Genomic DNA, 24,114 nt, shown 5'->3' with positions numbered 1-24,114 from the left:
TATAGTATTTATGGATGTATGAAATTGGAGAAAGATTCGCGTCTGATCCTATACAAATCAAAGCGGAGAAATATTTTTCAGGAAGTAAATTGAAAGAGGGTAAGTTTCAGATCTATTATCTGAGAAGCTGATTATTCGTCTTTTTTAGAAGAAACTAAAAAGACATCGATAAGTCCTTCCGGAAGCTGCATTTTGATGAATCTTTCTTCCCGGTTCACCTCAAGGATCCAGTCTTTGATGATCGGAATTACCACTTCTTTTCCGTCCAGATTGGTCACGAAATAGTTTTGGGCAGTCTGGTCATTTACAGACCTTATCACACCGCATTCTTTATCGTTTTCATCAAGGATATCGAATCCGATGATCTCATGATAATAAAACTGCTTTCCTGAAAGTTTTGGCAGGGTAGCAAGCGGTAAGTAAACGTTTTTCCCTAAAGATTGGTCTACTAATGCTTCGGAAGAGTTTTTAAAGGCAAGATTCAGAGCATCATTTTTACTCCATGCCGATTTGGCAATAAAAAATGGAACCAATAATCCGTTGATTTCAACGAATATTGATTCCAATTTATTGTAAAGCTCGGGCTGGTCGGTATCCAGTTTAAGGATAACATTTCCCGCAAGGCCATGTCTGCGTGTGATTTTTCCTAATAAATAGCAATCTTCTTTACGCATACAGGGTTATTCTTAAGCTTCAGTGTTTTCTTCAGTTTCAGCAGCAGGAGCTTCTCCTTCTGTAGCTTCAGCAACTTCTTCAGCAGGTGCGTTAGCAGCTTCTTCAGCAGCTTTAGCATCAGCCTCAGCTTGTGCAGCAGCAGCAACTCTGGCTTCGTTTACTTTAGCTTCAGCTTCTAAAGCAGCTTTCTTAGCGTCAGCCTGAGCTTTAGATAAACCTTCTACTTTACCTTGTACTTTTTGTTCTTTAGATTCTACCCAAGCATTGAATCTTTTTTCAGCTTCAGCTTCGTCAAAAGCTCCTTTAGCAACACCACCTTGTAAGTGTTTTTTGTAAAGGGCACCTTTATAAGAAAGGATCGCTCTTGCAGTATCAGTTGGCTGAGCACCGTTGTTTAACCACTTTACAGCAGAATCAACGTTCAAATCGATAGTTGCAGGGTTAGTAATTGGGTTGTAAGTTCCTAGCTTCTCGATGAATCTACCATCTCTTCTAGCTCTAGAATCTGCAACCACGATGTGGAAGAAAGGCTTACCTTTTTTACCGTGTCTTTGTAATCTGATTTTTACTGACATAATGTTGTGAATTTTATGGGAACTCGTCCCAGTTAAATATTTAAGAGTGCAAAGATAATAAAAAAAACTAATCCTACACATAATAAATTATTTTCCCCAACATTTAACTTAATATTATTATTGCAATTGGATAAAAATACTAGAAAAAATCAGGATATTTGGCCTAAAAAAACGAATGCTTAAATACTTATTTTTCGTCCTTGTTGTTTTATCTGTTGTAAAAGTTCAGGGCCAGACTAAAGAAGAAAAAATCAATACCTTGGTAAGTACTTATAATAGCCTGGATCGCTTCAACGGAAGTGTTCTGGTTGCAGAAAAAGGAAAAATAATCTTCGAAAAAAGCTTTGGAATCCAGGATTTCCAAACCAAAATAAAAAATACCAACCAAAGTAAATACCGGATCTATTCTACCACAAAAACATTTACGGCTACGGTAGCTCTCCTGTTAAATGAAGAAGGAAAACTATCACTGAATGATAAGCTCTCTAAATATTATCCGGATTTTCCTAAAGGAGACAGCATTACCATAGAGAATTTAATTACCCATACTTCGGGAATTCCTAGTGATAGCGGACCTGAGAACACCAAGAATGAAGATGTTTTTATAAAATCCATTTCCCAGCAGCCTTTTGTTTTTTCTCCGGGAAAAGGCTGGGGCTATAGCAATTCCAATTATTATATTTTAGGATACATCATTACAAAGGCAAGCGGGATGCCGTATCCGAAAGCTATTCAACATTATATTCTCGATCCGCTGGGAATGAAAGATACAGGTTTTGGTTTTAAAGATTTAAAGGATAAAAACAAAACAACAGGCTACGAATACCTGTCTCCCAACAACTACCGTGAAGCAGTTGTTTACGATTATGATCATCCTCATGCGGCAGGTGCCATGTATTCTACCGTTGAAGATTTATACAAGTTTGAAGAAGGGATTAAAGCGTATAAGATTCTGAAAAAAGAGACTCTGAAAAAAGCCCAGACTCCTTTCAAAACTTACGATTTCGGGTACGGCTGGCACCGCCAAATCATCAAAGGAAGAACAACCATTGGTCATGATGGGGCCGGACCTGGTTTTATAAGCCGTTTTATAACAATCCCTGATGAGGATATTTCTATTATTGTTTTAAGTAATTTAAAGGACAACAGTGTTTTTGAAATGACCGACAAAATCATTGCAATTCTTTCCGGCAAGACGTATGATCTTCCGAAAAAAGTCAATATTGGAGCAAAATATGAAAAAGAGCTGACAGGTCTATACCAATCAAAAAATTCCTTTTTCTATATTTTAGCCAATGACAACATGCTGAGCTTTAAAGAAACCAATGAAGGAGAAGGTATCCTTTTTACAGAAAGCCCTGCAAAATTTTATATCAACAACCAGATTGGAGATAGAATCTATTTTGAATTCAAACCTGACAGTAAGGGTAAAAATACAGTATTAAACATTGTCATTAAGGATAAAATCGTAAAAGAAGCGAAAAAGATCGATGATCATTTTCTTTGGGGTGTAACCGGAAGTGCAACGGCAAACGGCTGGAACGGCCCTGATACCAAACTTACTCCGACCGAAAAGAATGAGAATATTTTAGAAGCTAAAAATATTCCGTTGAAATCGGGTCAGATCAAATTCAGAGGCAACAACGAATGGACTTTAGATCTTGGTATTAATGACAATAACCAACTCGTTCAATACGGCAGAAATATCGATGTGGAACCCGGAACTTACGACATCATTTTTAATACTACCAATCCGGTTCGCCCGACCTATCAATTGATCAAAAAGAAATAGATTAGCAGTTAAAACCCGTTGTACATTTTAAATCTTATGGTTCAATTATTTCTGAATATGAAGATTTAAAATGTACAACGGACTAATAAATCAATTTATATTTCCCATATAAAAAAGTCCCAGACATTTCTGGTTTTCCTCAATGGTTAAAGATTCTTTAAGGTGGTTTACAATAGCGGGAGAACTCCAGTAACAGCCTATATTATTGGCTGTACAGGTAAGGTACATATTCTGAACGGCCATGGAAACAGCAGCAATCTCTTCCCATTCCGGAACCATACCACTGAAATTGACCACAATGGAAACAACAGCATCTGCTTTATTGATTTTAAAGCCAATGTCCTGATATTTCTTCTCCAAAAAAGTCTGTTCGGGTTGTGTTGCTTTGTAAATAGCCTGCATTTCTGAAGCCAATTTTGCTTTTTCCTCTCCTTTAAAAATCTTAAAACGCCAGGGCTTTGTACGCTTATGATTTGGGGCTAAGGTTGCGGAGTGTAGAATTTCATCCAGGATTTCCTGGGATATTTCCGTTTCAGAATAATCTTTTGGAAAGATGCTTCTCCTCTGCTCTATGATTTGTTTTAAAATTTCTGCATGATTCATACTGCAAATTTACAATATGTAATTGAATGCATTCTATTGATTTATGCCTGATTTTTCAACAGTAAATTTTGTTTTCTGTTCATTTTATAATTCGTGAATAGAAATGAAAGGATTTGAGAGTTTGAGGGTATCTGAGTTTACAAATTATCTGGCATTTTGATTCTTGGCTCTTCTATTCCCTATCAAATCACCTCTACAATCTTCTGGTGGATATTATTCAATGTAAAAGCATCACCGGATTTCATTCCCATCATTTTTTTAGCCATAGGGCTTTCCGGGGAAATAGCGTAAAAACGGTCGCCTTCATAAAAGAATTCTCCCAATGAAACCGAAATATAGAAACGGGCTTTGTTAGTAATTACCAGGGAACCCAGCTGTATCTTTTCTGTAGAAGTGTTCAGAACTTTTGACATATTTCTTTTAAGATCATTCAAAGCACCCAGCTGACGTTGCATCTGATAAATTTCTTCCTGCATTTCCTCCCTCATACTGTCATATTTTGGAGTCTTTTTAATATCACGGCTTGCTTCCAGGGTAAACTCGATAAAATTTTTAAGTTTTTCTATTTTTTCAGAAATAACTGTTTTCACATAATTTCTTATATCACTTTTTTCAAATACGATCTTCTCCATGAATCTAATCTTTACATAAAGATAATAATTTTTTAAAATAACCTGAGCCCGGATAATAAAATGTGTGGTCCAAAAAAAGCCTTGCATTTCTACAAGGCTTATATCTTTATTTTTCAGCAATCTTTTTAAGATTTCCCAACCCCTGGTCAAACATCTTTTTCATATTCATATCCATCATAGGTTTCATGATCTTCATCATGGTAGTCAGTTCATAATCAATTGCCCAGGTTACTTTGGTTCCGTTTCCGTCAGGAGTTAACACAAAAGCAGTTTTAGCATCGCTTTCAAAAGGTTTGATAAAATGAAGTTTTGTAATTAATTTTTCATTGGGTACAATTTCAGTGATGGACTGCTCGCCCTCTCCTACCTGATCATTCCCTTTCCAGTGGTAGGAATCTCCCACTTTGTCGCCGGCTCCGGAATAGGTAATTACGATATCCTTGTCCGCTTTGGAAAAAGGATCCCAGACATTGTATTCTTTTAATGAGCCAACATGCTGCCACACTTTTTCTTTCGGTGCATTGATCACGACTGATTTCTCAAAGTGATAATTTTTATCGAAAACCAGCAGTGCAATAATTGCATATACTACGGCTAAAAGGATGATTACGCCAAGGATTTTTAAGAGTGTTTTCATAGTTTTTGATTATTTTGAGTTATTTTGTCTTAATTTTTTAACTCTAGCAGTTTAATAGCTGTCCAAAGTTTATAATTCCCTGTTTTCAAAATTAGTCATTCCACCCTCGCCGGCTCTTTTCATATGACAAGATTATTAAAGATAAAGTTTTTTTGTCACATCTCGATATCCGGGCATTATTTTTGTGGATTTCAGCTCTGATTCCCAATGAATCATTAAATTTACCTTTTATATAAAAATCGAAAAATGAATATTTTAACAGAGAAATTCAATACACCATATCATGCAGCGCCTTTTAACGGCATTAAAAATGAAGATTTTCTTCCTGCTTTTACGGAACTGATCAAAAAATCTGAAGACGAAATCAATGCTATTGTCAGCAATCCCGAGGCACCTACTTTTGAGAATGTCATTGAAGCATTGGCTTATTCAGGTGAGCAGCTGGATGTGGTCTCAAATATTTTTTTCAATTTAAATTCTGCAGAAACAAGTGACGAAATTCAAAAGATCGCCCAGGAAGTTTCTCCGCTTTTAACCGAATATTCTTCAAAGATCTCTCAAAATGAAGCTCTTTTCAGTAAGATTAAAAAAGTATACGACGAAAAAGAAAAATACCATCTGAATGAAGAACAAAAAATGCTGTTGAACGAAACTTATAAAGGTTTTGTAAGAAGTGGCGCTCTGCTGAATGAGGAGGATAAAGAAAAGCTGCAGAAGATCAATATGGATCTGTCTTTGAAGTCACTTCAGTTCGGGCAGAATGTTTTAGCATCTACCAATTCTTATTTTAAACATATTACCAATAAAGAAGAGCTCGCAGGAATTCCGGAAGCCATCCTTGAGCAATATGCTGATGAAGCAAAAGAAAGGGAACTGGAAGGCTGGGTGGTTACATTACAGTATCCAAGCTATATTCCATTCATGACCTATGCTGAAAACCGTGAGCTGAGAAGGGAAATTGCTCTGGCCAATGGTAAAAAATCTTTTGACGGTGGAGAATTTGACAATCAGGAGCTCATCAAGGAGCTTCTGCAGTTAAAGCAGCAGAAAGCTGAATTATTAGGCTATCAGAATTATGCAGATTATGTTCTCGAAGAAAGAATGGCAAAATCTCCGGCAAAAGTTTTTGATTTTTTAAATGAACTTTTAACGAAAGCAAAGCCTTATGCAGATAAAGAGATTGAAGAGCTGAAATCCCTTGCCAAAGCAGACGGAATAGATGAATTGCAGGGATATGATCATACTTTCTACGCAGAAAAGCTGAGAAAACAGAAATATGATTTTAATGATGAAGAACTGAAGCCGTATTTCCCTTTGAACCAGGTACAGGAAGCTGTTTTCGGCCTGGCAGGAAAACTTTTCGGACTTAGTTTTGAGGAAAGAAATGATATTCCGAAATACCATGAGGATGTGAAAGTATATGAGGTTTTTGAGGCTGGAAGTGTGAAGGTGGAAGATGGAAAAGAGCAGCCTGAAAAGAAGTTCAAAGCATTGCTTTATGTAGACTATTTTCCAAGAAAAGGCAAAAGAGCCGGAGCATGGATGACCAGCTATAAAAATCAGTATAAAAAAGACGGCGAAAACTCCCGGCCGCATATTTCTATTGTCTGCAATTTCAGCAAGCCAACAAAAGATACCCCAAGTCTACTGACATTCCAGGAAGTGACAACCTTATTTCACGAATTCGGGCATGCGCTTCATGGGATGATGGCAGATACACAATATCCAGGTCTCTCCGGAACTTCTGTGAAATGGGATTTTGTAGAACTTCCATCTCAGTTTCTGGAAAATTTCTGCTACGAGCCTGAGTTTTTAAAAACATTTGCCAAACATTATAAAACAGGCGAAGTTCTTCCGGATGAAAAGATCGAAAAGATTGAACAGTCTAAAAATTTCATGGAAGGTTACCAAACCATGAGGCAGCTTGGTTTTGGACTTCTGGATATGAACTATCATACAAAAGTTGAAGAATTAGAAGGTGAAAGCGTGAAGGCTTTTGAGGATAAATATACAAAGGCAACAACACTTTATCCTGTTAATCCTGAAACCGCTATGAGTCCAAGTTTCTCTCATATTTTCCAGGGTGGATATTCTGCCGGCTATTATTCTTACAAATGGGCAGAAGTTCTGGATGCAGATGCATTCCAATATTTTAAAGAGACCGGAATTTTCAATCCTGAAACTGCTGCAAAATATAAAGTTCTTCTTTCTTCCGGCGGAACAAAGGATCCGATGGAGTTGTATAAGAGTTTCAGAGGAAGTGAGCCAAAAGTGGAGAGTTTGTTGAAAAGGGCGTTTGGATAATCAATATATTAATTAATTTATAAAAAGAACAGTGAATAGCTGTTCTTTTTTGTTTAAAGCTGAACCATAGAGTAAAAACAAGTGTTTCAATCTGAATTTTAATTTGCATCTCTATAAAAATGTATAAATTAGCCTGAATATATAGCCTTAAAAATAAAAAAATAGGGCCCGTTAGAATATAATGGATGATAATAAAAAAACAATATGGAAAAACAATTTTATGCAGTTTATTTAAACCCCTCAAGACCTGACTTTGCTACGACCATGACAGACCATGAAAGGGCAATTATGATGGAACATGTTGCTTACTGGACAGAAAAAATGCAGCAAGGAAAAGTATATGCTTTCGGACCTGTTATGGATCCAAAAGAAATTTACGGATTGGGAGTTATAGCGGTAGAAAATGAACAAGAGTTAAAAGACTTCATTGTCAATGACCCGGCAGGAGAAATAAATACATATGAATATTTCCCAATGAAGGCTGTAGTGCCGAAGCATTTTACATAGTGATTTTATATGAACATACAGGAATACATCAAAGAATATATCACCAGTCAGCCTGAGCCAAAACGAAGTGACATGCAAGAACTGCACCGCATCATTCAGGAAATCATACCAGGATGTAAACTATGGTTCTTGGATGGTAAAAACGATGAAGGTAAAACTGTTGCCAATCCTAACATTGGCTATGGACTTCACACCATACACTATGCTGATGGAAAAATCAAAGAGTTTTATCAAATCGGGCTCAGTGCAAACACAACCGGAATTTCCGTTTATATCCTTAGCATCAAGGATAAGGCTTACTTAGCTGAAACATATGGAAAAACAATCGGCAAGGCGAGCGTGACCGGGTATTGCATTAAGTTCAAGGCTTTAAAAGATATCAACATTAACGTGCTTGAAGCAGCCATACGGGATGGATTTGAGGCAAAGTAACACCATCACAAAAACTACAACAAAGAACAAACTGAAATTTCTTTACCCTCAGCATACGTTTTTCCCCAATCGCAAAGGCTTTCCAGAATAGGAACTAAGTCCTGACCTTTATTGGTCAAAACATACTTAACCCCAATAGGAACAGTTTCGGGAATTTCTTTCTTGACAATTACTGCGTGTGTTTCCAATTCTTTGAGTTGCCTGCTCAAAACCTGCTCAGAAATATTCGGCAGCTCCTTTTTCAGCAAATGAAAGCGGTTGTTTCCCTGTGAAATGGAATAAACAATTTGTGACTTCCAACGGCCGCCAATCATTGCTATTGCTGAATTTAATTCACAGACTTGAAATAAGAACTGCTCATTTATCGCATTGGTGGAATTTTCTTTACGCATAACTCATCATTTTAACAGCTCACAATTTTGTTCGTTATTGTATACGACAAATTGCTTGCCGAATTTTGCAATAAAAATACAAAATATGAGCAAAGTAATTTTTACGATCATTGGATTATTGGCTGCAATTTCATTAAAAGCACAGGAAAAATGGATTATAAAATCTGAATATTTAGCACAACCAGACACCATTCTGGTTTTTAAGCCAAAGGCATATAATAAAACAGAAAAATTTCCTTTGGTGTATCTTTTACACGGTTACAGCGAAAATTACAAACAATGGTCGCAAACTACAGATTTACAAAAAATGGCCGATCAATACGGTTTTATTATTGTTACTCCCGACGGTTTTACCTCTTATTATATCAATAGCCCGATCAATAAAGGCTCACAGTATGAAGATTTTTTCTTCAAAGAATTAGTCCCGAAAGTGCATCATTCATTTAATATTGATGACAAGAATATTTTCATCAGCGGTTTAAGCATGGGTGGTTACGGTGCCTTGCGGTATTTTATTTTACATCCTGATTACTTTAATACAGCAGGTTCCACAAGCGGAGCCCTGGAAATTGATTATCTGAATTTTCAGAAGGTAAGCCAGCAATTCTGGCAGAACAACAGAATGCCAGAGGACCTGACAAAAAAGTTGGGTAATCCGAAAACCACAAATTGGAATCAATTCAGTATATCTACTCTTTTGAAACAGCATCCGGATTTTAAAAGAGCCTTTATTTTTGACTGCGGAACAGAAGACATTTTATATTCAAATTCCATCAGTTTGAAACAACAAACCGAAAGTCTGAAAATCCCGGTAACTTTTATCAGCCAGCCGGGTGACCATAATACGGAGTACTGGAGCAGATCTATTGAGCATCATTTCGTATATTTCCAGCAGCATTTGATAAGATAGTGAACCAAAAGCGGGTGAAAAATGACTTAAAATCAATAGATTAAAAGTAAAAGTTAATCAGGTTCTTTCTCCTGGACATTTATAAATTCACCATTTTTCACAACAACCTGGTTGCCCCATTCTGTAATTGCCTCTAAAACAGGGATAAAAGTTTTTCCAAGATCTGTTAAACTGTACATTACTTTAATAGGCGGTTTTTTACCAAAAACTTTTCTTGATATTAAACCGTCTTTTTCTAATTGCTTTAACTGTAAGCTCAACGTCATTTCGGTAACTGTTGCCAGCTCTTTACGAAGTTCGCTATATCTTTTAGATTCGTCCTTCAAATGGTAAAGTATAACTGCTTTCCACTTTCCACCTACCAAATCCATGGTAAGGCTTACTGTACAAGGATATATTTTCCCTTTCAATTTCACGTGATCCCCAATGCATTCTGTTTTCATTTTAATGTTATTTAGCCTATCTGTTTAGATAGTTATTGCATATTCAGTGTACTAAAAATAATTTTGTAACTCAATTAATTATAGTACAAATTTAGAAAAAATGAAAATACTAATTATTCTTGCTCATCCTGAAGAAAAAAGTTTCAATGCAGCTATGTTCAACACTGCGATCAGCACTTTAGAAAATGAAGGCCACGAAGTCAAAACAACTAACTTATATCAAGATAACTACCAGCCTGTAAGCGGAAAAGGAAATTTCACCCGGTTAAAAAATACAGATTATTTCAAACAGCAGGACGAAGAGGTATTTGCCTTACAGCAGTCTACATTCATGCCGGATATTATATCTGAACAGGAAAAAATCGAATGGTGTGAAATGATGATCTGGCAGTTTCCTTTGTATTGGTTTTCGGTCCCTGCCATCTTAAAAGGCTGGATCGACAAGGTTTTTACAATGGGGAAATTCTATGATAACGGAAAAATTTTTGACAATGGATTTTCGGCAGGGAAAAAAGCAATGCTCTCTGTGACGACCGGCGGTCCTGAAAAAAATTATGTAGATGACAGATATGGACATATAAATTCAATCTTGTTTCCAATACATCGCGGAATTCTCGAGTTTCTTGGCTTTTCAGTGGTACAGCCGGAAGTAGTTTATTCCGTAGAGCGGCTTACTGAAAAGGAGAGGGAAAGTGTATTAGATACCTGGTCAAAAAGATTAATCAATATTGAGGAGGAAATCATAAAGGATTAAAAAAACAACCGGATTGAAATAGTACATTTGTATTGGCCATAAAGCCCACCACCATAATACATCCGAAAAATTGAAAAATACACTAAGCCTAATAATCCTATTTTTAACTTCCATCCATTTATATTCTCAAAAAACATACGTCTTTTTTAGTTCATTTAACCGGAATAAAACAACAGAAGGATTGTATGTGTACAAATTGGACACCATAAAAGGAAGATTATCCAAAGTAACTTCTGTAAAAGGAATTTTAAATCCATCATTTCTGACTGTATCTCCAAACGGTCAAAACATTTTTGTATGTACAGAGAGTAAAACGCCCAATGCAGGAAGTGTCAGCAGCTTTAAATTCAACCCTAAAGATGAAACACTTACTTTTATAAACAGCCAGAAAAGCGGTGGTGAAAATCCAGTCTACGTAACTGTTCATAAAAATGGTAAATGGTTAGTTAATTCCAATTATACCGAAGGCAGCGTTTCTGTATATCCATTGTCTGAAGATGGAACGATACATCCATATGTACAGAATTTTCAGTTTTCAGAGGGAAGTATCAATAAAGGAAGACAGGACAGGTCGCATATCCATGCAGCTGTTTTTTCTCCGGATTTCAAGCAGCTGTTTTTACCGGATCTCGGTGCCGATAAAATCAGGTCTTATAGGTTTGACACTGATAAAACAGAGCCTCTTCAACTGGCAAATCAACCGTACATACAATCCGCATTAGGAAGTGGGCCAAGGCACTTTACCTTTCATCCCAACGGAAAATTTGCCTATTGTATCAATGAATTATCCGGAACTATCAATGCCTATCGGTATGAAAACTCCGGTATGGAAAGTATTCAGATAATTAATGCACATACAGACCAATACAAAGAGGAGTTTGAAAGTTCTTATATTCACATTTCCCCGGATGGTAAATTTCTATACGCTTCCAACCGCGGATACGAAAATAATATCGCTATTTTTTCAATCCTTGAAGATGGAACATTAAAAAACATTGTTTATCAGCCGACTTTCGGGAAACAGTTAAGAGTTTTTGATATGGATGAGACCGGAAAATTTTTAATTGTAACCAATGCAGCCACCGGAAATGTTTTTGTATTTAGGCGTAACCTTGAAACAGGTTTATTAAAAAAAGTGGGAGGAAGAACAAAAATTGATGGGGTTTCCAGTGTGAAAATCAGAAAGTATTAATTCAAAAGAAGATTCTCCGAATTCATTGCTTTTAGTCTTATTTATTCAGATTCATTATTTTATGATTTAGTAACAAATAGGATTGTATTGATACTTATAAATCAGAAAACCCAATAAAAAATATCATCAAAACTTAAAATCATGTTACTAGCAATCCTACTTCCTTTTCTGTCTTTCATGGTCCGGGGGAAAATTCTTACCGGAATCATCTGTTTAATTTTGCAAATCACTGTCATTGGCTGGCTTCCTGCTGCCATCTGGGCTGCCCTATCCTTAAACAGTGCAAGAGCAGACCGACGCAATGAAAAACTCATTCGCACGATCAAACAAAATCAAAGATAAACGGCAGTACACCATTTCATTTTTATGAAAAAACTAATTTGTACATCTTTACTCATCTTCTTTTTTAACACCTTTTTTTCTCGGGTTATTGAAACTGGAAAATACTGCACAAAAACAGAAAGATCATGTTTAACGCTGCTTCCGGACAACCGCTTTGAGCAGCTTACCAAGGCCGACATTGATCTTATCGGACTGGGCACTTACTCCATAAAAAAACAAATTCTGACCCTTAAGTATGATAAAAAACGCGGACCTGATTCTGATACAATATTTAAAATCATAAAAATAAAACCCAAAAAATTACGCTTGAAGCTACAAGTTTCGAAGAATAAAAACAAAGCTGTAACGCTCTACAGAAAATAAAAATGACCGCATTGGTCATTTTTTTATTAATCACTATAAAGTATAACATAGTAATGAAAATATATTATATCTTTGCATTACAAAATAATAATTATGATTACTAAAAAATTATTTCCAGTACTAGCATTTCTTTTGCTTTTTTGCAATATCAGCGCACAAACCTATGAAAAGAAACTAGACAGTTTAATTGCTACTGAATTCAATGACCCAAACGGACCCGGAGGTGTATTTATGGTTTCTTATAAAGGAAAAACCATTTACCGTAAAGCTTTTGGAAAGGCCAATCTGGAACTGAATGTCAATATGAATCCTGAAAATGTTTTCCAGCTTGGTTCCATGACTAAGCAATTTACATCGGTAGCTATTCTTATGCTGGAACAGCAGGGAAAATTAAACGTCAATGATCCTATTTCAAAATACATCAAGGAATATCCTTCAGGAGACAAAATCACGATCCACCATCTGCTAACCCATACTTCAGGAATCAAGGATTTTACGAAAATGAAAGCTCTGTCTACGATTGCACAGAAAGAAATGAAGCCCGCCATGATGGTAGATTTTTTCAAAAACGAACCGGTAGATTTTGCGCCCGGAGAAAAATTTGAATACAATAATTCGGGATATGTGGTGCTAGGATATATTATTGAACAGGTATCAGGCCAGACTTATGAAGATTTCATTAAAAAAAATATCTTTGAAAAAGCGGGCATGGTTCATTCTTACTATGCCACCGACCGTCAGCTTATTCCAAAAAGAGCATATGGATACCACCAAAAAGAACAGGGATTTGTCAACAGAACAGTCATCAACTTCAGTGTTCCTTTTTCATCCGGCTCTTTAATGTCAACTGTGGATGATATGCTGAAATGGCAAAAGGCTTTGAACCAAAATGTGCTTCTTAATCAAATAGAAACAAAAAAAGCCTTCCGGAAGTATAAATTAAACAACGGAGAAGAGTTCACTTACGGTTACGGATGGCATCTTAAAGACATCAATGGAACTCCGGACAGGGAGCATGGCGGAAGTATTTTTGGGTTTAAAAGTATGGGGGTATATATTCCCAGTGAAGATATGTATGTTATTGGACTCAGTAACTGTGACTGCCACTCGCCAACGGAAATGACCAGAAATATGGCAAAAATTGCATTACAGTCAGTAAAAAAATAATTGTTTTTACAAAAGATTCTGGAAACCAGACTGTATACGAATACGCAGATCCGAAAAAGCAAATAAATTTGTATACCCAATGACGAAATAATATCTTTATGATCCAAACCATTGATATGAAAAGAATTTTACAAATCCTTTTATTTGTAGTAAGTACTTCAGCATTTTCCCAGGAACAGTTTAATATTGAATTAACGGCACCTTTATTTGAAAAAGACTCCCTGTTTTTAGCGCCACCACCCACTTCAAGAAATATTATATCACTGTACAGTCTTACTTTAAATGAGAACAACAAAAATGTAAAATCTATAGGAAATTCAAAAGGAGCACTCATTAAAATCCTGCCTCAGAATAACATCAGCGGAATTGTCCCTTGCCCTTTGCCCATGATGATAATGAGTTCTAAAGAAGATAGGAAGGGGTTCTATTTGTCCGAGCTATTTTTTATTGAAAACGGGAATTTAAAAGTTCAGGTCAGTGATAAGAATTTAACGCTGGTTCTGCCACCTGATGCAACCATCAATAATGATTATAAAAAACTGAAAAAATATCTTCAACAGGTAGACGAAAAACTCAAGCCTTTTGAGAAAAATGATCCTGCAGACCTTGAAACTAAAGAAAAACTCCTTAAAGCATACATCAGAAAAAATCCGGGATCATATCCTGCCTTCTGGGAAATCATTGATGTTTTTTCAAAATATGGCTTCCATAAAAGTTACTTAACTGATCTTCCCTTATTCTCAAAAAAAATAAAAGCTTCATCATGTTTTAAGGATTTTGAAAAAATAATGTACCTTGAAAACTCAACGAATGTAGGGGGAAATTTCCCCGAAATCGATTTCGGTTCTGAAGGCAAGATCACAAAAGAGGTATTCTCAAATTATAAAATTATCATGATCGACTATTGGTCCACGAGCTGCAAACCCTGTATTCAAGAGCTCCCTGAACTTGTTAAACTGTATGAAAAGTACAAAGATAAAGGAGTGAATTTCATCAGCGTAGCAGACGAAAAAACGCAGCAGAGAATTGATCTGGCCACTAAAATATTCCAAGAGAACAATGTCAGCTGGAAAAACTATTTTGACACCACCAAAGAATTCACCAAGAAGCTCAACGCCGGAGGCTATCCGCTTTTCATTGTGGTAGACCAAAACGGAAAGATTCTTTCAAAAGAACTGGGCGGACAGGAAACTCTGGAAACTGTAATAGAACAGCATTTAAAATAATTAGGATTTAAAAATTTTTCGTTTTCCTACGGGAAGTATATGGTCCGGAACTTTTATTATCGAAAATAAGACAATAAAAAGACAGATAATATTGACAGCCAAAGCCACCGAGAAGGCTCCATAATAATGCTGTGCTGAAGGCTTCGCTCCAAGAAAATAATAGAAAATACTTCCCACCACAATAATTCCTACAATCGCAGCGGCCTGCTGAAAAGTATTGTAAACTCCCGAGGCATTGCCGGCAAGTGTTTCCGGTAGCCCTGACAAAGTAATATTAGCCAATGAAGGAATAATAGATCCCACGCCAATTCCATGAAAGAATAGCAAAAGACAAAGCACAACAAAAGGTGTTTCCCTGTCAAATAAAAGGATTTGAAGAATAAGAACGGTCATGATTAAACCTAATCCAGTTATTAAAAACTTTTTACCATATCTTAAAATCAGTTTTGCAGAAAACAGGGAGGCCAAAATAAAACCAAAGCCCTGGAAAACAATGATTTCTCCTGCTGCTAATGATCCTATCTGCAGCCCGTCCTGAAAAAACAGCGACAGAATGTAAAAATAAGAATCCAGCATAATGAAGAAAAAAGAAACTGCCAGTATCCCCAGATTGAAATTTTTATAGTTGAATAAACCAAAATCCATAAGGTAAGGCTTTCCGTGCTTTAACCTCAACTTTTGATTTTTAATAAAATAAATTAAAATGAGTACTGAAAACAGCATCATTATTATACTTTTAAATTGAATTCCCTGATGTTCAGACATGGTAAGAGCATACGTAAAACAGAAAAGCCCTGCAGCCAATATGATTACACCAGCGAAATCAAAAGTATTTTTTTTAGCTGAGGTTTTAGATTCATTTAATAATTTCTGACTGAAAAATATCGCCACGATACATACCGGAATATTGATAAGAAAAATAAGTCTCCAGGATTCCTGCATCAGGGTTATTGATGAGAAATAGCCTCCAAGAAACTGCCCCAGAACTGTTCCCGCGCCAATCGTGATTCCATACCAGCCCATCGCCTTCGTTCTTTCTTCATGTCCGGCAAACAGGATCTGTATCATTGACAGCACCTGCGGAGACATCAACGCTGCACTGACCCCCTGAATGAAACGGGAGATGACAAGAAGCACCGCACCAGACGAAATTCCACATACAACAGAGCTCAGCATAAAAAATAGCAAACCCATCATAAAGATCTTTTTCCTTCCATATAAATCCCCAAGCCTTCCTCCTGTGATCAGAAATGAAGCAAAACCGATAAGATAAGATGCAATCATCATCTGCATTTCGCCATTGGAAGCATGAAGGTCACGCTGGATAGACGGAATGGATACATTGATAATGAAAATATCCATGATAGTAAGCAACTGACCGGATAGTATTAGCATCATTTTCAAATATGTAGAATTCATTTTTATATAGATATATCTATTTTTAAATATTAAAAAAAATTAAGTCAACTGAGCCTTAACCATTTTTTGGATCTGATCAAAAGAATCTGCGCTTTTATTGATTGTAGAAGTTACCACAGCGCCTTCTATCAAAAGGAAAATATGTTCTGTAATCATTTCAGTGTCGATACTCTTTTTGCCTTCTGCATATTCATAGACTAAACTTCTTATCATCCCTTTCTGTTTTTCTTTGTGGTTTTGTACAAAATCAGAAACTGCTGGATTGCTCTCTCCCACTTCAGCAATAATTTTAATGAAATGACAGCCTGCAAATGTAGAAGACTGCTGAAGCTTTTTGCGGTAAGCAATCAAGGAAAATATCTTTTCTCCCGGATCGGAAATTTTTGCCGAATGCTCTTCAAACCCTTGGAACCATTCAGTCTCTTCCTTGATCAGATAAGCCTGGAGAAGATCATTTTTGGATGAGAAATGATTGTACAGGGATCCTATGGCTATATCTGCCTCAGCAATAATCTGGTTGATACCTGTTGAGTTGAATCCCTGCCTGTAAAACAGATCCGAGGCTACTCTAATGATTCTTTCCTGTACTTTTTCTTTTTTCATCCTGAAAATTTTTACAAATGTAGATAAAAAATAGATAAATCTATCTATTTTTAAGAAAAGATAAGAATAGTTTATTTTTAGGGAGTCAAAAAACAAACTAAAAGTATGTTGAAAGCCCTACTTCTCAATTCATCCTTACTACTGATATCCGTATCTTGAGTCATTCCAAAAAAGAGATTATGCATCCGTCCAATCCTGTTGTCTACTTTGAAATTCCAGTTACCGACATGTAGTGTGCTGAACAGTTTTATACTGCACTTTTAATTTCAGCCTTGAAAAAGACAATATTTACGGTTACGAAATGTCCCTATTTCCATCCGAAGAAAAGAGCAGTGGTATTACGGGAGCTCTGGCGAAAGGTGATATGTACAAACCGACAAAAGATGGAATTATTATTTATTTTAAACGCAGAATATCGATCGGCACCTGATCAGAGTACTTCAGAATGGTGGCAAAATACTCTATCTTAAAAAAATCAATGAAAAATATGGATTGGCTGTTGCTGAATTTGAAGATTCTGAGGGAAACAGAATTGCGCTTCACGAAACCATACAAAGTGATTAATAATTTACTGCATAATATTTTTAATTTTAATCGCTACATATTTTGTATCTTTAGTTACCACTTTACAAAAAGATCATGTGGTACAAAGCAATGGCAGAAGAACTTTATTTCATCAAAACGAATCCGAATATTGCTAAAATCAATTTGTACAATAAACTTTGCCGTGAAGAAGAAAATATCATGAAATTTCTTCAGGCTGATCCCAAAGTAAGTCTTGAAATTATCAAAAATAAAGTAAAAGACTCGGTAGAAAATCTCTCGAAAGAGGAGCTTTCAAGCATTTTTACGTGGTTCAGCAGCATTTATCCGGCTGACCGTGAAGAGGCTAAAACCCAGCTTTTCATCCATGGACTTGATCTTTTTTATGAAATTCCGAAAGAACAGAATGTAAAAACTTTCCAGGAGATGCTTTCAGCATACGAAAATTACTCTAAACAGAAACTGGATTTTATGGTAGACGCTCAACATTTCAATCAGTTCCTTCTTTACGGATTGTTTTTCACAGACATCTCCTTAAAAGAAAAAGGAAACTCTACCACTCTTTCTCATTATTTGAAAACAGATTATCCGTCTTTATACGCCCTTGCGGAAGATCATTTCCGGACAAAAGGTTCTGAGGAGAATAATGATCTTGCTTTGCAGAACTACTTTGGGGAACTGTATGATCTGACTAAATTTTATAAAGGATCAATTATTCAGCTTCACACTTTATAGCGCCGTTTTTGTTATTTAGAGTACATGCATTGAGCCTAAATGCATAAAAATTTGATTTCCTTCCAGACTACAGATTTTAACAACTGTCAAACATAAATTAGATCATTTGTTCTAATTTTGAAATATGATTTAAACTCTCTTATATTTGGACCATGAAAACCAAGGATAAAATATTGTCAAAAGCGATGGAGCTGTTCAATGAAAAAGGCTATAATAATATCACAACAAGGCATATTGCAGCAGGTCTGAACATCAGTGCGGGAAATCTACATTACCATTTTAAACATTCAGAGGATATTATCAAAATCCTTTTTTCCGAACTGGTCATTAAAATGGACATTTTATTCAATGATTTACAGACTATAGAAAATAAAACACTGGAGGATCTGTATCATTTTACTTTTTCAATGTATGAAATCTTTTATTCTTTCCGGTTTATTTTCATGAATTTCTTTGATATTTTAAATCATATTCCAGCCATACAGTCCCAGTATGAATCCATTAACATTACCAGAAAGAATGAATTTCAGATGATTTTCAAGGGTTTTCAGAAAAATAATATTTTTAGAGATGATATTCCTGACTTTATTCTGAAAAGCCTCACCACCCAAATATTTATTATAGCAGATAACTGGATTATTCATAACAGCCTTGCTTTTAAGCTCAACAAAGATGAAGCAGTAAAACATTATGCATTGATACAGATGAACCTGTTTTATCCGTTGCTTGCTGAGGAACAGCAGAAGCTTTATGAAGAAAAATATATCAGTTAGATCATGATCATCAGAAAAGGAAATATTAACGACCTGACGGAGATGCTTAAGATTTTTACAGATACCATTACTGCTATCTGTAAACACGATTACAACAGCGATCAGATTAATGCATGGAAATCCGGCGCGGAAAATGAGGAAAGGTGGCTCCAGGTTATAGACCATCAATTTGTTATTGTAGCTAAAGTTAATGGTCAAATGGCAGGGTTTTGCACCCTCGATCAAGGAAATTATATCGATCTTCTTTTTGTTCACAAAGATTTTCAGCAACAGGGAGTTGCCCGGAAAATGTATACTTTTATAGAACAGGAAGCCACACTTCGGAAGGAAAAGTTACTCTCTTCTGATGTAAGTAAAACAGCAAGATCTTTCTTTGAGAAAATGGGTTTCAAAGTGATCAGCGAACAGACTGTTGACATAAAAGGAATTGGTCTTACCAACTATAAAATGAAAAAAGAACTGAATTAAAAACTGTACAATGCAGAATTTAAACCCGGAATATCATCAGTTAAAAATATCAGTTCCAAAAGAATTCGAAAACGTATTCACGCATTTTTATTACGCGAAAAACAATTCTTCACATCCTGTTACAAAAACTCTGCTCCCCTCCTACCAAACGATTATGCTGTTCTGCTTTGGAGAAAATGCTTTTATGACAACCCGGGAGCAAACCACTGTTGAAGTTAATCAGTGTATTGTTTTAGGGCCAGTACGCCAACCCATTGAATATACATTGCCGGCAGGAACTTCAATTCTTGTTGCCAATTTTAAGGATGATGCATTTTACCGGTTTTTTGGACAAGCTGTGATTTCCAGCCAGGGAATACATCCTGGTAAGCTTTTGCAGGACAATTGTTTTACGGAACTCTGGCATCAGATCTCGGTTTTACCTTCTCCGGAAGAAAAAGTCAATTATATACTAAGCTTTTGCAGACCTTACCTGCAGGATCAGGATAAAATAATCATGCTATTAAGCCATTTCGAAAACAACGGCCTGAATCCCATTAAAACCATTGCAGAACAGACCCGCCAAAGCGAAAGAAATATTCAGCTTAAACAGAAAAAGCAGTTAGGATATTCTTCCAAAGAATTAGCACGCTACACTCGTTTTCTGAAAGCTATCACGACCATTGAAAAAGAACTGGGAAACGACAAAAAAATTGAATGGTTCAGTATTATTGATGAATGCGGCTATTTCGATCAGAGTCAGCTTATCCACGATTTTAAACATTTTATAAATATTTCTCCATCCCAATATTTAAAATTTCAGAAAGACATCTGCCGCTCCGGTTCAGAATAATTCTATTTCGTTTTCTTACAATTTTTGCTGTTTTTGCTGCTCTACATTTGTCTCATAATTTAAATACTAAAAACAATGAGACATTTAATCATTTATGCCCATCCCAATGAAAAAAGCCTGAACAACCATCTGCTTCAAACTGTTATTGAAAATCTGGAGAGAGGCAATCACGAGATCGAAATAAGAGATCTGAACACAATAGGATTTAATCCAGTCTTTTCACTGGAAGATATGCAGGGCCAGATGGCAGGAAAAGTTTCGGATGATGTAAAAACGGAGCAGAATTATATTTCATGGGCAGAACAGATTACCTTTATCTATCCGATCTGGTGGACCGGAATGCCGGCTATTATGAAAGGCTATATTGATCGTGTTTTCAGTTACGGTTTCGCCTACCGATATGATCAGGGCATACAAAAGGGCCTGTTGAAAGGGAAAAAAGCAGTCATTATCAATACCCACGGAAAATCTCACGAAGAATATGAACGTATGGGGATGGACAAAGCGCTTACCCTCACTTCGGATAATGGAATTTTCCTGTACAGCGGTTTTGAAATTATTCAACACTTCTTTTTTGATAAGGCTGATAAAGCATCTCCTGAGGAAGTGGACATTTGGAAAGAACAGATCATGAACACATATTCACAGCCGGTTTTTAACCTTTAAAATTTCTACGGATTATCTTTCTCGCTCACCGGCCTCGGAAGCTAGAGCGTTAAAAAAATTAAAATTTGATCCGTTAAAAAATTCCCACTGTCTGAGTGCAGGTAGCATATCCAACTGAAACGGTTACAGCAAATCCGCACGAGTTTTGGGAATTTTAGGATCAAATTTTAATTTTTAGCGAAAGATTCCAGCCTTGAATTTTTGGTTCATTTTGTTTCAAGACAAAAGAACTCATGAAATAATAAATCATAAAATACGCATTATTTATAATGATTCTTTATTTTGCTTATGAGAGATTTATGGCATAGAATTAGCTCCAAGACCGATAAGTAAAATTGTTTTGAAACCTTTATTTTAGACCATTAAGATTGATAAACTGTTAAGAACAGTAAGTTTTTTAAATCTTAACTGATATGGAACTTTACAGCAGATCTTAATGGTTTAAATATTGGAATACTAATAAAAAGCTTTTACATTTGTATTATTGATGAAACATTTAAACAGCATATTGTGTCTCCCTTTTTTCAGTGAATATTACGCCCCGACGAACCGTTCGGGAAGACTTTCTATATCTGTAATTTAACAAGAATAATTTAATTTATATATAGAGCCCGGACAGCATTGTCCGGGCTTTTTTTCATTTAAAATCAAAAAGATGATCAGCACACTAAAAGAAAACACAGCCATTATTCTTCCGGAAAACGGTCTGGAAGAGAAACTGAAACAGGCTGAACAGGAAAACAGGAAATTAATTATCAAGCTGGGATTTGATCCTACAGCCCCGGACCTGCATCTGGGCCATGCTGTCGTGCTCAAAAAACTGAAACAGTTTCAGGAACTGGGACATCAGATTATGATCGTGGTTGGAAGTTTTACAGCCAGAATTGGTGATCCGACAGGGAAAAATAAGGCAAGGAAACCGTTAAGTGTTGAAGATGTCAGCCATAATGCACAGACGTATATCAATCAGCTTTCGAAAATCATTGATGTGGAAAAAGCCAAAATCGTTTTTAATTCCGACTGGCTGGATGCACTCAACTTTTCAGAAGTGATTCAGTTGATGTCAAAGGTAACAGTAGCCCAACTGATGCACCGGAATGATTTCAATAAAAGGTTCACGGAAAATACTCCAATTGCCATGCATGAGCTTGTGTACCCTATCCTCCAGGGCTTCGATTCTATACAGATTGAAAGTGATATTGAAATGGGCGGAACGGATCAGCTTTTCAACTGCACCATGGGAAGACAGCTTCAGGAAGTTCATCTTATGTCAGCGCAGGTTGTAATGTGTATGCCTCTTCTGAAGGGTCTTGACGGCAAAGAAAAAATGAGTAAATCGCTGAACAATATTATTGGCCTGACTGATGAGCCTAATGATATGTTTGGAAAAACCATGTCGATCCCGGATAGCCTGATTAATGAATTCATTGATCTGGCTTCTGATTTTTCTGCTGAAGAAAAAATTGATTTGAAATTAAAATTAGAGAATGGTGAAAACCCGATGAATATTAAGAAGCTGATTGCTAAGAATATCATTACCCAATACCATGACCGTAAAGCAGCAGAGCTTGCAGAAGAATTTTTCAGCAGCCAGTTTCAAAGCAAAAATGCTGAAGAAAAAGTCTATGAACCTGTTTCTCTAGCTTCACTTCGTCATAGAAAAAAGCTGATAACACTGGTAGAACTCTGCAGTCAGTTAAAAAGTGACCTCAGCAAATCGGCGGTCCGAAGAATGATCCAAAGCGGAGGCATTCAGGTTAATCATATCAAAATAACGGATCCTGATGAAGAGATTGAATTACTTTCACAGACAAAAGTAAAAATCGGAAGAAGAGATTTTTTTGAACTCGTTTGAATCTTCAGAATCGTGAGGTAATTTTCAATATATTCGTTTCATTAAATAAAAGTGATGAGCTATATTATGGTCGATATTGAATCGGATGACCCGATTCCCGGATATTTTTCAATGATCTGTTTCGGAGCAGTCCTTGTGAATGAGGAACTGGATACTACGTTCTACGGAAAACTGAAACCTGTTTCGGAAAAATTCAATCCGGATGCTTTGGCTGTTTCGGGCTTCAGCAGGGAAGAAACGATGCAGTTTGATGATCCAAAAGAAGTGATGCTGGAATTTGAAGAATGGATTGAGAAAAATTCCAAAGGAAGACCTATTTTCATCAGTGATAATAACGGTTTCGACTGGATGTTTATCTGCTGGTACTTTCATCATTTTACCGGGAAAAATCCTTTCGGTTATTCATCAAGAAGGCTTTCTGATCTGTATTGCGGACTGGAAAAAGATACTTTCGCGCAATGGAAACATCTCCGTAAAACAGAACACACGCATCATCCTGTAGACGATGCAAAAGGAAATGCCGAAGTTTTGCTGTATATGAAAAAGGAAATGGGGTTAAAGATCGCGCTAAAATAAGATCACCTTATTGCTTCAAACCTGATCTCAAAAACAACTTATGAACATGACTATCACCTATAGAAAAGCCTCAGAAAATGACATTGATTATCTTCTTGATTTAAGAACAAAAACCATGAATCCGCACTATGCCGATTCCAACCTCCCAACGGATAAAGAAACAACACTTCAGAGAATTCTGTATCAATTTGAGAAAGCCCATATCATCCTTTTAAACAATGAACCTGCCGGATTACTAAAGATCAGCAAAGCTGAGGATAAAACAGAAGTTCTGCAGCTTCAGATAGACCCTAACCAACAAGGGAAAGGACTGGGAAAAACGATTTTAACAGATATTCTGAAGGAAGCTTCCGCAGAAGAAAAAATAGTCTCATTAAGTGTATTAAAAACCAATAAGGCCCAAAACTTATATAAAAGTTTAGGCTTTAAAGTTGTGGATGAGGATGAGCATTCTTATTTTATGGAGTTTCAAGGTGGCTTTAGATTAGTTTAACCACAATAGCCTCAGAAGTTTTTAAACACTTAAGTTATTTTTTAAGCTAAATACTTGGTGGATAAGAAGTACACAGAAGTTTTAAGAAAAAATCGAAGATTTTTATTCAGACAATATCCATAAACATCCGTGAAAATCTGTGCAATCCGTGATTAAAAAATATCAACCACAAAAGTCACAAAAGATTTTAAACACTTAAGCTATT

The 24,114-nt window shown here is 36.2% G+C and carries 28 protein-coding genes; 19 read left to right on the top strand and 9 right to left on the bottom strand.

What is annotated here, in order from left to right; genetic code table 11:
• Positions 1 to 131: 131 nt before the first annotated feature.
• Complete coding sequence (gene rimM, locus ACTJIV_RS16545) at positions 132 to 674, bottom strand: ribosome maturation factor RimM (RefSeq protein ID WP_111956450.1); 543 nt, start codon at positions 672 to 674, stop codon at positions 132 to 134.
• Between the two features lie 12 nt (positions 675 to 686).
• On the bottom strand, positions 687 to 1,250 hold the full coding sequence (locus ACTJIV_RS16540) for a 30S ribosomal protein S16 (protein WP_111956448.1): 564 nt from the start codon (positions 1,248 to 1,250) through the stop codon (positions 687 to 689).
• A gap of 175 nt (positions 1,251 to 1,425) precedes the next feature.
• Here ACTJIV_RS16540 and ACTJIV_RS16535 point away from each other — a divergent pair, with 175 nt between their 5' ends.
• A complete protein-coding gene (locus tag ACTJIV_RS16535; RefSeq protein ID WP_440628756.1) occupies positions 1,426 to 3,042 on the top strand; it encodes a serine hydrolase in 1,617 nt (538 codons plus the stop codon).
• A 90-nt stretch (positions 3,043 to 3,132) separates the two neighbouring features.
• Here ACTJIV_RS16535 and ACTJIV_RS16530 read toward each other — a convergent pair whose 3' ends face one another.
• The 3 genes from ACTJIV_RS16530 to ACTJIV_RS16520 all read right to left on the bottom strand — a co-directional run bounded on the left by ACTJIV_RS16530 (position 3,133) and on the right by ACTJIV_RS16520 (position 4,914).
• Positions 3,133 to 3,645, bottom strand: a complete 513-nt coding sequence (locus tag ACTJIV_RS16530; RefSeq protein ID WP_440628754.1) for a nitroreductase family protein — start codon at positions 3,643 to 3,645, stop codon at positions 3,133 to 3,135.
• Positions 3,646 to 3,827: 182 nt separating this feature from the next.
• Positions 3,828 to 4,277 (bottom strand): hypothetical protein, encoded by a 450-nt coding sequence (locus ACTJIV_RS16525; RefSeq protein ID WP_223560062.1) that lies wholly within the window; start codon positions 4,275 to 4,277, stop codon positions 3,828 to 3,830.
• A gap of 106 nt (positions 4,278 to 4,383) precedes the next feature.
• Positions 4,384 to 4,914: an SRPBCC family protein gene (locus ACTJIV_RS16520; protein WP_111956444.1), complete on the bottom strand. Its 531-nt coding sequence runs from the start codon at positions 4,912 to 4,914 to the stop codon at positions 4,384 to 4,386.
• A 246-nt stretch (positions 4,915 to 5,160) separates the two neighbouring features.
• Here ACTJIV_RS16520 and ACTJIV_RS16515 point away from each other — a divergent pair, with 246 nt between their 5' ends.
• From ACTJIV_RS16515 to ACTJIV_RS16505, 3 genes are all read left to right on the top strand, one after another.
• A complete protein-coding gene (locus tag ACTJIV_RS16515) occupies positions 5,161 to 7,218 on the top strand; it encodes a M3 family metallopeptidase (RefSeq protein WP_440628751.1) in 2,058 nt (685 codons plus the stop codon).
• Between the two features lie 204 nt (positions 7,219 to 7,422).
• Positions 7,423 to 7,725 carry a YciI family protein gene (locus ACTJIV_RS16510; protein WP_223560064.1) on the top strand — a complete coding sequence of 101 codons (303 nt, stop codon included), beginning with the start codon at positions 7,423 to 7,425 and terminating at the stop codon, positions 7,723 to 7,725.
• A gap of 9 nt (positions 7,726 to 7,734) precedes the next feature.
• A complete protein-coding gene (locus tag ACTJIV_RS16505) occupies positions 7,735 to 8,157 on the top strand; it encodes a DUF1801 domain-containing protein (protein WP_440628749.1) in 423 nt (140 codons plus the stop codon).
• A 14-nt stretch (positions 8,158 to 8,171) separates the two neighbouring features.
• On the opposite strand, the gene ACTJIV_RS16500 is transcribed toward ACTJIV_RS16505, so the two are convergent.
• Complete coding sequence (locus ACTJIV_RS16500; RefSeq protein ID WP_111956436.1) at positions 8,172 to 8,549, bottom strand: winged helix-turn-helix transcriptional regulator; 378 nt, start codon at positions 8,547 to 8,549, stop codon at positions 8,172 to 8,174.
• A gap of 85 nt (positions 8,550 to 8,634) precedes the next feature.
• Between ACTJIV_RS16500 and ACTJIV_RS16495 the strand changes: the two genes are divergently transcribed.
• A complete protein-coding gene (locus tag ACTJIV_RS16495; protein WP_440628747.1) occupies positions 8,635 to 9,459 on the top strand; it encodes an alpha/beta hydrolase in 825 nt (274 codons plus the stop codon).
• 53 nt (positions 9,460 to 9,512) lie between these two features.
• On the opposite strand, the gene ACTJIV_RS16490 is transcribed toward ACTJIV_RS16495, so the two are convergent.
• Positions 9,513 to 9,902, bottom strand: coding sequence for a winged helix-turn-helix transcriptional regulator (locus ACTJIV_RS16490; RefSeq protein WP_440628745.1), 390 nt, complete (start codon positions 9,900 to 9,902; stop codon positions 9,513 to 9,515).
• 100 nt (positions 9,903 to 10,002) lie between these two features.
• Between ACTJIV_RS16490 and ACTJIV_RS16485 the strand changes: the two genes are divergently transcribed.
• From ACTJIV_RS16485 to ACTJIV_RS16460, 6 genes are all read left to right on the top strand, one after another.
• The gene (locus tag ACTJIV_RS16485; protein WP_440628743.1) at positions 10,003 to 10,656 is read left to right on the top strand and encodes an NAD(P)H-dependent oxidoreductase; all 654 of its coding nucleotides are present in this window, start codon (positions 10,003 to 10,005) and stop codon (positions 10,654 to 10,656) included.
• 70 nt (positions 10,657 to 10,726) lie between these two features.
• Positions 10,727 to 11,848: a lactonase family protein gene (locus ACTJIV_RS16480; RefSeq protein ID WP_440628741.1), complete on the top strand. Its 1,122-nt coding sequence runs from the start codon at positions 10,727 to 10,729 to the stop codon at positions 11,846 to 11,848.
• Between the two features lie 141 nt (positions 11,849 to 11,989).
• A complete protein-coding gene (locus ACTJIV_RS16475) occupies positions 11,990 to 12,190 on the top strand; it encodes a YqaE/Pmp3 family membrane protein (protein ID WP_202974502.1) in 201 nt (66 codons plus the stop codon).
• Between the two features lie 24 nt (positions 12,191 to 12,214).
• Positions 12,215 to 12,553: a hypothetical protein gene (locus ACTJIV_RS16470; RefSeq protein ID WP_440628739.1), complete on the top strand. Its 339-nt coding sequence runs from the start codon at positions 12,215 to 12,217 to the stop codon at positions 12,551 to 12,553.
• A 93-nt stretch (positions 12,554 to 12,646) separates the two neighbouring features.
• Positions 12,647 to 13,720: a serine hydrolase domain-containing protein gene (locus tag ACTJIV_RS16465; protein WP_440628737.1), complete on the top strand. Its 1,074-nt coding sequence runs from the start codon at positions 12,647 to 12,649 to the stop codon at positions 13,718 to 13,720.
• 116 nt (positions 13,721 to 13,836) lie between these two features.
• On the top strand, positions 13,837 to 14,946 hold the full coding sequence (locus ACTJIV_RS16460) for a TlpA family protein disulfide reductase (RefSeq protein ID WP_440628735.1): 1,110 nt from the start codon (positions 13,837 to 13,839) through the stop codon (positions 14,944 to 14,946).
• Here ACTJIV_RS16460 and ACTJIV_RS16455 read toward each other — a convergent pair whose 3' ends face one another.
• Positions 14,947 to 16,344 carry an MFS transporter gene (locus tag ACTJIV_RS16455; protein WP_440628733.1) on the bottom strand — a complete coding sequence of 466 codons (1,398 nt, stop codon included), beginning with the start codon at positions 16,342 to 16,344 and terminating at the stop codon, positions 14,947 to 14,949. It lies immediately after the preceding gene.
• Positions 16,345 to 16,404: 60 nt separating this feature from the next.
• The gene (locus tag ACTJIV_RS16450; protein WP_440628731.1) at positions 16,405 to 16,968 is read right to left on the bottom strand and encodes a TetR/AcrR family transcriptional regulator; all 564 of its coding nucleotides are present in this window, start codon (positions 16,966 to 16,968) and stop codon (positions 16,405 to 16,407) included.
• A gap of 639 nt (positions 16,969 to 17,607) precedes the next feature.
• Between ACTJIV_RS16450 and ACTJIV_RS16445 the strand changes: the two genes are divergently transcribed.
• From ACTJIV_RS16445 to ACTJIV_RS16410, 8 genes are all read left to right on the top strand, one after another.
• Positions 17,608 to 18,246 (top strand): hypothetical protein, encoded by a 639-nt coding sequence (locus ACTJIV_RS16445; protein WP_440628729.1) that lies wholly within the window; start codon positions 17,608 to 17,610, stop codon positions 18,244 to 18,246.
• Between the two features lie 152 nt (positions 18,247 to 18,398).
• Complete coding sequence (locus ACTJIV_RS16440) at positions 18,399 to 19,019, top strand: TetR/AcrR family transcriptional regulator (RefSeq protein ID WP_111956414.1); 621 nt, start codon at positions 18,399 to 18,401, stop codon at positions 19,017 to 19,019.
• Between the two features lie 3 nt (positions 19,020 to 19,022).
• Positions 19,023 to 19,487, top strand: a complete 465-nt coding sequence (locus ACTJIV_RS16435; protein ID WP_336378883.1) for a GNAT family N-acetyltransferase — start codon at positions 19,023 to 19,025, stop codon at positions 19,485 to 19,487.
• 10 nt (positions 19,488 to 19,497) lie between these two features.
• Positions 19,498 to 20,319 carry a helix-turn-helix domain-containing protein gene (locus tag ACTJIV_RS16430; RefSeq protein ID WP_111956410.1) on the top strand — a complete coding sequence of 274 codons (822 nt, stop codon included), beginning with the start codon at positions 19,498 to 19,500 and terminating at the stop codon, positions 20,317 to 20,319.
• A gap of 75 nt (positions 20,320 to 20,394) precedes the next feature.
• Positions 20,395 to 20,985, top strand: coding sequence for an NAD(P)H-dependent oxidoreductase (locus tag ACTJIV_RS16425; protein WP_440628726.1), 591 nt, complete (start codon positions 20,395 to 20,397; stop codon positions 20,983 to 20,985).
• A gap of 655 nt (positions 20,986 to 21,640) precedes the next feature.
• Complete coding sequence (gene tyrS, locus ACTJIV_RS16420) at positions 21,641 to 22,840, top strand: tyrosine--tRNA ligase (protein WP_440628724.1); 1,200 nt, start codon at positions 21,641 to 21,643, stop codon at positions 22,838 to 22,840.
• A 54-nt stretch (positions 22,841 to 22,894) separates the two neighbouring features.
• Complete coding sequence (locus ACTJIV_RS16415; RefSeq protein ID WP_440628722.1) at positions 22,895 to 23,416, top strand: 3'-5' exoribonuclease domain-containing protein; 522 nt, start codon at positions 22,895 to 22,897, stop codon at positions 23,414 to 23,416.
• Positions 23,417 to 23,456: 40 nt separating this feature from the next.
• On the top strand, positions 23,457 to 23,909 hold the full coding sequence (locus ACTJIV_RS16410) for a GNAT family N-acetyltransferase (protein ID WP_440628720.1): 453 nt from the start codon (positions 23,457 to 23,459) through the stop codon (positions 23,907 to 23,909).
• The last annotated feature ends 205 nt before the right edge of the window (positions 23,910 to 24,114 follow it).

Origin of the sequence: Chryseobacterium sp. 22532 (assembly GCF_052044665.1) — a bacterium.
GTDB lineage: Bacteria > Bacteroidota > Bacteroidia > Flavobacteriales > Weeksellaceae > Chryseobacterium > Chryseobacterium lathyri.
The sequence above is the reverse complement of the archived record's forward strand: the minus strand, read 5'-3'. Positions and strand labels throughout refer to the sequence as shown.

What these genes read in the sequence shown, in the direction of transcription:
- rimM (WP_111956450.1), bottom strand. Translation starts at nt 674, where the DNA reads ATGCGTAAAGAAGATTGCTATTTATTAGGAAAAATCACACGCAGACAT.
- ACTJIV_RS16540 (WP_111956448.1), bottom strand. Translation starts at nt 1,250, where the DNA reads ATGTCAGTAAAAATCAGATTACAAAGACACGGTAAAAAAGGTAAGCCT.
- ACTJIV_RS16535 (WP_440628756.1), top strand. Translation starts at nt 1,426, where the DNA reads ATGCTTAAATACTTATTTTTCGTCCTTGTTGTTTTATCTGTTGTAAAA.
- ACTJIV_RS16530 (WP_440628754.1), bottom strand. Translation starts at nt 3,645, where the DNA reads ATGAATCATGCAGAAATTTTAAAACAAATCATAGAGCAGAGGAGAAGC.
- ACTJIV_RS16525 (WP_223560062.1), bottom strand. Translation starts at nt 4,277, where the DNA reads ATGGAGAAGATCGTATTTGAAAAAAGTGATATAAGAAATTATGTGAAA.
- ACTJIV_RS16520 (WP_111956444.1), bottom strand. Translation starts at nt 4,914, where the DNA reads ATGAAAACACTCTTAAAAATCCTTGGCGTAATCATCCTTTTAGCCGTA.
- ACTJIV_RS16515 (WP_440628751.1), top strand. Translation starts at nt 5,161, where the DNA reads ATGAATATTTTAACAGAGAAATTCAATACACCATATCATGCAGCGCCT.
- ACTJIV_RS16510 (WP_223560064.1), top strand. Translation starts at nt 7,423, where the DNA reads ATGGAAAAACAATTTTATGCAGTTTATTTAAACCCCTCAAGACCTGAC.
- ACTJIV_RS16505 (WP_440628749.1), top strand. Translation starts at nt 7,735, where the DNA reads ATGAACATACAGGAATACATCAAAGAATATATCACCAGTCAGCCTGAG.
- ACTJIV_RS16500 (WP_111956436.1), bottom strand. Translation starts at nt 8,549, where the DNA reads ATGCGTAAAGAAAATTCCACCAATGCGATAAATGAGCAGTTCTTATTT.
- ACTJIV_RS16495 (WP_440628747.1), top strand. Translation starts at nt 8,635, where the DNA reads ATGAGCAAAGTAATTTTTACGATCATTGGATTATTGGCTGCAATTTCA.
- ACTJIV_RS16490 (WP_440628745.1), bottom strand. Translation starts at nt 9,902, where the DNA reads ATGAAAACAGAATGCATTGGGGATCACGTGAAATTGAAAGGGAAAATA.
- ACTJIV_RS16485 (WP_440628743.1), top strand. Translation starts at nt 10,003, where the DNA reads ATGAAAATACTAATTATTCTTGCTCATCCTGAAGAAAAAAGTTTCAAT.
- ACTJIV_RS16475 (WP_202974502.1), top strand. Translation starts at nt 11,990, where the DNA reads ATGTTACTAGCAATCCTACTTCCTTTTCTGTCTTTCATGGTCCGGGGG.
- ACTJIV_RS16470 (WP_440628739.1), top strand. Translation starts at nt 12,215, where the DNA reads ATGAAAAAACTAATTTGTACATCTTTACTCATCTTCTTTTTTAACACC.
- ACTJIV_RS16465 (WP_440628737.1), top strand. Translation starts at nt 12,647, where the DNA reads ATGATTACTAAAAAATTATTTCCAGTACTAGCATTTCTTTTGCTTTTT.
- ACTJIV_RS16460 (WP_440628735.1), top strand. Translation starts at nt 13,837, where the DNA reads ATGAAAAGAATTTTACAAATCCTTTTATTTGTAGTAAGTACTTCAGCA.
- ACTJIV_RS16455 (WP_440628733.1), bottom strand. Translation starts at nt 16,344, where the DNA reads ATGATGCTAATACTATCCGGTCAGTTGCTTACTATCATGGATATTTTC.
- ACTJIV_RS16450 (WP_440628731.1), bottom strand. Translation starts at nt 16,968, where the DNA reads ATGAAAAAAGAAAAAGTACAGGAAAGAATCATTAGAGTAGCCTCGGAT.
- ACTJIV_RS16445 (WP_440628729.1), top strand. Translation starts at nt 17,608, where the DNA reads ATGTGGTACAAAGCAATGGCAGAAGAACTTTATTTCATCAAAACGAAT.
- ACTJIV_RS16440 (WP_111956414.1), top strand. Translation starts at nt 18,399, where the DNA reads ATGAAAACCAAGGATAAAATATTGTCAAAAGCGATGGAGCTGTTCAAT.
- ACTJIV_RS16435 (WP_336378883.1), top strand. Translation starts at nt 19,023, where the DNA reads ATGATCATCAGAAAAGGAAATATTAACGACCTGACGGAGATGCTTAAG.
- ACTJIV_RS16430 (WP_111956410.1), top strand. Translation starts at nt 19,498, where the DNA reads ATGCAGAATTTAAACCCGGAATATCATCAGTTAAAAATATCAGTTCCA.
- ACTJIV_RS16425 (WP_440628726.1), top strand. Translation starts at nt 20,395, where the DNA reads ATGAGACATTTAATCATTTATGCCCATCCCAATGAAAAAAGCCTGAAC.
- tyrS (WP_440628724.1), top strand. Translation starts at nt 21,641, where the DNA reads ATGATCAGCACACTAAAAGAAAACACAGCCATTATTCTTCCGGAAAAC.
- ACTJIV_RS16415 (WP_440628722.1), top strand. Translation starts at nt 22,895, where the DNA reads ATGAGCTATATTATGGTCGATATTGAATCGGATGACCCGATTCCCGGA.
- ACTJIV_RS16410 (WP_440628720.1), top strand. Translation starts at nt 23,457, where the DNA reads ATGAACATGACTATCACCTATAGAAAAGCCTCAGAAAATGACATTGAT.